Here is a 6,440-nt window from a genome sequence, read left to right on the forward strand (position 1 = left end):
CTCTGTGACTTTGTGCCTCTGTGAGAGTATTTTTATCTTTTCTGAAAACGTAGTCGAATGTTTACGTTTGTAATAGCAAAAAATCCTGTAATCATTAAACTAATAGCTAACCGCTAAAGGCTAATCGCTCAGTTTAGGTGATTTCAAGCTGATTGTTCAACCCAGGTACTTCTCAGTTGTAATCAGAAACGCTAATTAATAATATCCTAATCAGTTGTAGAAATGGTGTCAATATATTTCCATCCGAAAACATGGATTTTCGGCTGAATATTGTTTCATTTTTCCGGGTTTTTCCCATTATTGTCCGATATGCTTTTTGCGCGGCGTAATGTGTTGCTAACCGGTGCGATTTCAGGCGCGACATCGTGAGGGTAGCCCGTTGCTTTTTCTGGCAAATGGATCGCCAAAAACGCTGAAAATCAGCTCCGGTTAATAAGGATGAGAGAAAGTGCTTTGGTGTTGGTTTCGTTATTGATTATTGTCTTTTATTATGCTATGGATGCTTCTGATTTTGGCGGTATTATTGATGATTTTAATAAATACCAGTTATGGTATTCGATCATAGCCTTTGGTATTGCAGCACGTATGAAGGGAGTCTTCTCGAAAAATGGCAAAAAGTAAAATATCGGTCAGGAGGGAATTGAGCCAGCCTGATGGTTTTATGAAAACTGTTAATACGGTGCAGTCATACGTTAAATCCAACAGCAAAAAAGTTATTGTGGGAGGAATATTTGTTCTGGCCCTGATTGTCATTGTGTCGGGAACCAGTGCTTATCTCGGATATCAGAATAGACAGGCATCCATAATATTGAGTGCGGGCTTGCAATATTTCGATGATATGAGCCAGCCAGACTCATTGAAGACCGGAATTGCCAAGCTGGAGACGGGTGCCGGAACTTCACGTCTGGCGGCATCCTATCCTTTGGCCTGTTATCTGCGAGGTAATGGCTATTATGTTTTGAAACAGTATGATAAAGCCGATCAGGCTTATCAGGAAGCTTTGGATAAGGCCACATCCGACGACGACCCCTATGTTGCTGATTTGTGTCGCCTTGGCATGGCATATGTTGGTTTTGAAAAACATGAATATCAGCGTTGTCTGGAAATTCTGGCTAAAATACAGGCGGACCATACATCCACCAGCGAAGATGTTTATCTATTGCTGGGAATGAGCTATGAGAACCTGCAAAATTATGAACAGGCCAAAGCCGCTTATGAAAATCTGGTCCAGTTCGTTCCTGATACCCGGTATAAGGGTTGGGTTGATGAGCGATTAGAGTATTTTAAACTGATAGCCGGGTAAAGGCAGATAGTGAGTTGCAATGACTAAACTCAGAATCATGGCATTGTTTGTCTGGCTGGTTGTTTTCATTGGTTGTGCAGCCGGTAATGTAGAAGATCAAACGGCACCAACCTTGCCGGATGATGTTTATGAAGAAATTCTGACCCATTATCATAATCACCAGTATGATCTGGTAAAACAGTATATATCCCGGAGTCAGGAAAGTGGGGTTCGTGACAAGCGTCTTTACTTTCTCAGCGGCATTCTTGCCTGGCAGTCAGAGAATCATGAGCAGGCCAAATCAGCTTTCCAGCAGGCGGTTGATCTGGATCCGGAATATTCCGATGCTTATAATAACCTGGGTATTCTTTATATGGCGGATAAAGAATATGCCAAGGCTGAATCATCATTTCATAACGCCCTGAGAAACCCCCTTTACCTGACCCCTGAAAAGGCTCTGGTGAATTTGGGGAAGGTGATGGAGGCAAAGGATAATCCTGCTTTTGCAGAACAATACTACCGAAAGGCGATCAAATATAAACCTGATTTTTTTCAGGCTTATTATAATCTTGGAATGCTTTTCTATCATACAGATAAGATTAAACAGGCGGTGACGGTTTTTGACCAGGCAGCTAAATTGGCTCCCCGCTGGCCCAATGTATGGTTTTGGTATGGAATGTCATTGAAAAGAATTAATGAAAATGAAAAGTCACGGGCAGCATTTGAGAAAGTCCTTAAATTGAGCTCTGATACAGAGGTGGCCAGGCAGGCTGAATTGCAGCTGCAGGGATCTCCGGCAAGCGAAATAATGCAAGAAAAGAAAAGAGTAAAATGAAAGAGGTCCAGGAAAAAACCGACTTCCGCCAGCAGCGGATCGATAAAATTGAAAAACTACGGCAACTGGGGGTAAATCCTTTTGCCAATAATTTTGTTCCCAGTGAAACTGCCGCTGAGGTTGTCAGCCGTTTTGGGACACTTGAAAATGAAGAACTGGAGAACCTCCCTCCCCAGGTTAAAGTTGCTGGTCGCCTGATGTCACTGCGCCTTTTCGGCAAAGCGGCCTTTGCCCATCTGAAAGATCGGACTGGTCAAATCCAAATTTATGTTCGTAAAGATAAAATCAATGAAGATCTTTTTGAAATTTTCAAAATATTTGATATCGGAGACTTTATCGGGGTAGAAGGCAAAATATTTCGGACCAGGACAGGCGAATTAACAGTTCTGGCTGAACGGATATGCCTGCTGACAAAATCCCTGCGGTCTTTGCCTGAGAAGTGGCATGGCCTGAAAGACGTGGAAACCCGGTACCGGCAGCGATATGTTGATTTGCTCGTCAACAGTGAGGTGGCTGATACTTTAAAAAAGCGGGTGAAGATTATTGATGGAATCCGCGACTTTTTCAAACAGCGTGATTTTATGGAAGTGGAAACCCCGATGATGCAGCCCATTGCCGGGGGGGCAACCGCGCGTCCCTTCGTCACCCATCATAATGCCCTGAATATGGATTTATTCCTCAGGGTTGCCCCAGAGCTCTATCTGAAGCGTCTGGTGGTCGGTGGGTTTGAGCGGGTTTTTGAAATCAATCGTAACTTTCGTAATGAGGGGATTTCCATTCAGCATAATCCTGAATTTACCATGCTGGAGTTTTACCAGGCTTTTGCTACCTATCTGGATCTCATGCAGCTTACGGAAGAATTGTTTGCTACTTTGGCTGAGCAGGTTTGTGGCAGCAGCAATGTGACCTATCAGGGGCAGGAAATTGATCTGACTCCACCCTGGGACCATTTGACGGTGGTTGAATCTATTGAAAAATATGGTTATGTTCCGGCGGAAAGGCTTCAAACTCGTGATTCTGTATTGCAGGTATTGAAGGAATTGGACATTGAGGTGGAGGAGAAAGATAGCAGCTATGGGAAACTCCTGATAAAAATTTTTGATGAAACGGTAGAGTCCAAGTTGATCCAGCCAACCTTTATTACTGATTATCCGGTTGAAATTTCCCCTTTGTCCCGGAGAAATGAAAACAACCCGGCCGTTACTGATCGGTTTGAACTTTTTATCGCCGGCCGGGAGATGGCCAATGCTTTTTCTGAGTTAAACGATCCTCTTGATCAGCGTGAACGGTTTATTCAACAGGGGAAGGAAAAAGCAGCCGGGGATGAGGAGGCTCATCAGTATGATGCTGATTATATCAGGGCGCTGGAATATGGCCTCCCTCCGACCGCTGGTGAAGGGATAGGTATAGATAGACTGGTTATGCTGCTTACGGACTCTCCTTCAATTCGTGATGTTATATTATTCCCTTTGTTAAAACCTGAAAATAAAGAGTCCTGAACTTGTTCCTTGAGTTTTTCATCGCTTTTCGTTATCTGCTGGCTAAACGGAAACAGATCTTTATTTCACTGATTACCATAATTTCCATTGCCGGGGTCGCCTTGGGGGTGGCAGCCTTGATTGTGGTTATGTCAGTGATGAGTGGTTTTGAGACTGAGCTGAAAAGCCGGATCCTGGGTAATAATGCTCATATTGTCGTGATGCGTTATGGTGGAGCCATTTCCGATTATAAAAATGTTATGGAAAGGGTACAAAAAGTTCCCGGGGTTAAATTGACCGCACCATTTGTCCTTAATCAGGTGATGATAGCCCATGGTCGGACGGTCAGCGGGGTAGTATTTCGGGGCATTAACCCTGAAAATGATCCGCTTGGCAAGGATATCCGCAGTCAAATGACTGCCGGTTCATTTATGAAGAAGACTGCCGACACTTCCACCGGTAGCCAGGACTATCCCGGCATTGTTTTAGGCAGTGAGTTGGCCAAAAACCTTGGGGTTTCGGTTGGTGGGCGGGTCAGGATTATCTCACCGGTTGGTTCTCCGACCCCATTGGGTATGGTTCCGAGGATGAAAATGTTCCAGGTCGAAGGGATCTTTTCTTCCGGAATGTATGAATACGATTCTTCATTGGTTTATGTGGGGTTGGCTGCTGCCCAGCGATTGTTTGGACTGGATGAAAAAGTTTCAGGAATTTCTGTCCAGGTTGCCGATGTCTACGGTGCCGGTGCGTTGGGGAAAAAGATTCAGCAATTATTGGGGTATCCTTTCTGGGCCCGCGACTGGACAGATATGAACCGTAATCTTTTTTCGGCGCTCAAACTTGAGCAGGTAACCATGTTTGTGATTTTAATGTTGGTGATTCTGGTTGCAGCCTTTAATATTGTTTCCACCCTTTTTATGGTGGTGATGGAGAAGCATAAGGATATTGCCATCCTGAAAACTCTGGGTATGCCGGCCAGAAGAGTCATGAGAATATTTGTCTGGGAAGGAATGATTGTTGGCGTTATGGGTACCTTGTTAGGTTTGGGTGCTGGTATTGGCATTTGTGAGTTGTTGAAAAACTATCATTTTATTAATTTGCCCAGTGACATTTATTATGTTACTACCCTCCCGGTTAACCTGAAACCATTTTATGTGCTGTTAATCTGTTTTGTCTCTTTGCTTATTTCCTTCCTGGCAACCATCTATCCTTCGTACCGGGCGTCCAAAATGCTGCCTGCTGAGGCCCTGAGATATGAGTAGCTTATGAGTGCAATGTTTTTTGGTAAAAAAGACAGGGCTGATCATCCGACTTCCCGCATTGATCGTTTAAACGATCAATTGCTTAAAAATCCAGGAAGCTTTCACCTCCAGATCAAGCTGGCCGAAGCCTACATCCAGAATGGTGATTCCGGCAGAGGCATTTCGTTGTTGACGAAAATGGCCGAGAAAGATGCCCGTGAGGGGGCAGTGGATAAAGCCATTGCGGTCTATAAGCTGATCCTGCGTTATGATCCTGATAATATTGAGATCAGAGATATACTGGCAACCCTTTACAGCTATAAGGGATTGACGGCGGAGGCTACTGCCCTCGGAGAATTATCATTAGGGGATGAGCACGAACTTAGAGAAGAGATCAATCTGTTGCCGCAAATATCCCTGGATGATTTGGAGCAACTAAGCAAAGTATTCTCATCTTCCCAGGTAAAAGCCGGCGATGATATCGTTCGTCAGGATGATGCCGGCGATGTTTTCTATGTTATTATCGAAGGGCAGGCAGGAGTGGTCCTGTGTAAAAAGGAACATCAGGAAAATGAAGTGGTGCAATTGGGTCCTGGTAATTTCTTCGGCGAGATGAGTGTCCTGGGGGATGGGGTCAGGATGGCTACAGTACGGGCTTTGACTGATTGTCACCTGCTGAATATTCCGCAGGAACAATTTGAAATGATTGAGCGGCAGTTTCCACAGTTGCAGCAGTTGATTGTTGACGGCTACCATAAAAGGATGATTGATGTAGTTTTGTCATCCCTGATGTTTTTCCATCGATTTCCGGATAACCGTCGTTCAGAAATTATTTCCCGGCTGGAAATAATGCCGGTGACCAAAGGAGATTGTCTGATTAAAGAAGGTCAGCAAAATCAGACCTTATATATTATTCTTTCCGGGGAAATGCAGGTGCAAATGCATTCCGGTGAGCAACACATTAAGCTGGCAAAATTGGGTAAAGGTAATTTTTTTGGTGAGATATCGATGATTACCGGCCGGCCTGCTATTGCGACAGTTCTTGCCTGCACTGATGGTTTGCTGGCTTCCATGGACCGGAAACTTCTTGACGAGATCGCTACCCAGTTTCCCCACTTCCTGCGCGAAGTCATGGAAAGACTTAAAAAGCGTAATCAGCAGACCATGAGTTATATGATAGAACATTATCAAACTGATTAGTAACTATTCAGCACATCTTTATGAAGTGCACTGCTGTGAGCAAAACCGGGACTGTCCCCGAGCCTTTTGGTTTAAAAGGGGACTGTCCCAGGCTTTTGCGGCGCATGCCGACATTGTTTCATAGTCTGTAAACATCTGGGACAGCCCCCGGTGAAGCTGGGGACAGTCCCGAGTTTACACTTAAGTAGCGATGCAATGTGCTGAATAGTTACACTGATTAATTGGTAGATTATGGTACGGGAATTAATCAGAGTTGAACAGTTGTCGAAAGAATTTCATCTTGACGGTGAAATTATTCCGGTTCTGGAGGGGATAAATCTGTCAGTCAGCGTTGGTGAGCGGCTGGCTATCTGCGGGGAATCCGGCGCCGGTAAGAGTACTCTGCTCCAGATTATGGGAGCCCT

7 protein-coding genes are annotated in these 6,440 nt (G+C 44.6%); all 7 read left to right on the forward strand.

All coding sequences use genetic code 11. From position 1 onward, the window contains the following. Positions 1 to 438: 438 nt before the first annotated feature. Positions 439 to 621, forward strand: coding sequence for a hypothetical protein (locus U9P07_00205; GenBank protein MEA2107830.1), 183 nt, complete (start codon positions 439 to 441; stop codon positions 619 to 621). Further along, positions 608 to 1,303, forward strand: a complete 696-nt coding sequence (locus U9P07_00210; protein MEA2107831.1) for a tetratricopeptide repeat protein — start codon at positions 608 to 610, stop codon at positions 1,301 to 1,303. Before U9P07_00205 ends, U9P07_00210 begins: the two co-directional genes overlap by 14 nt. Before the next feature lie 19 nt (positions 1,304 to 1,322). Continuing rightward, positions 1,323 to 2,117, forward strand: a complete 795-nt coding sequence (locus U9P07_00215; protein MEA2107832.1) for a tetratricopeptide repeat protein — start codon at positions 1,323 to 1,325, stop codon at positions 2,115 to 2,117. Beyond that, a complete protein-coding gene (gene lysS, locus U9P07_00220; protein ID MEA2107833.1) occupies positions 2,114 to 3,616 on the forward strand; it encodes a lysine--tRNA ligase in 1,503 nt (500 codons plus the stop codon). The genes U9P07_00215 and lysS overlap by 4 nt, the downstream gene beginning before the upstream one ends. A 2-nt stretch (positions 3,617 to 3,618) precedes the next feature. After that, positions 3,619 to 4,857, forward strand: coding sequence for a lipoprotein-releasing ABC transporter permease subunit (locus U9P07_00225; GenBank protein MEA2107834.1), 1,239 nt, complete (start codon positions 3,619 to 3,621; stop codon positions 4,855 to 4,857). A gap of 3 nt (positions 4,858 to 4,860) precedes the next feature. Then, positions 4,861 to 6,036 carry a cyclic nucleotide-binding domain-containing protein gene (locus U9P07_00230; protein MEA2107835.1) on the forward strand — a complete coding sequence of 392 codons (1,176 nt, stop codon included), beginning with the start codon at positions 4,861 to 4,863 and terminating at the stop codon, positions 6,034 to 6,036. A gap of 231 nt (positions 6,037 to 6,267) precedes the next feature. Next, positions 6,268 to 6,440, forward strand: a 173-nt coding sequence (locus tag U9P07_00235; GenBank protein MEA2107836.1) for an ATP-binding cassette domain-containing protein, incomplete at its 3' end; no start/stop codon positions are given.

It is taken from the genome of Pseudomonadota bacterium (assembly GCA_034660915.1).
GTDB lineage: Bacteria > Desulfobacterota > Anaeroferrophillalia > Anaeroferrophillales > Anaeroferrophillaceae > DQWO01.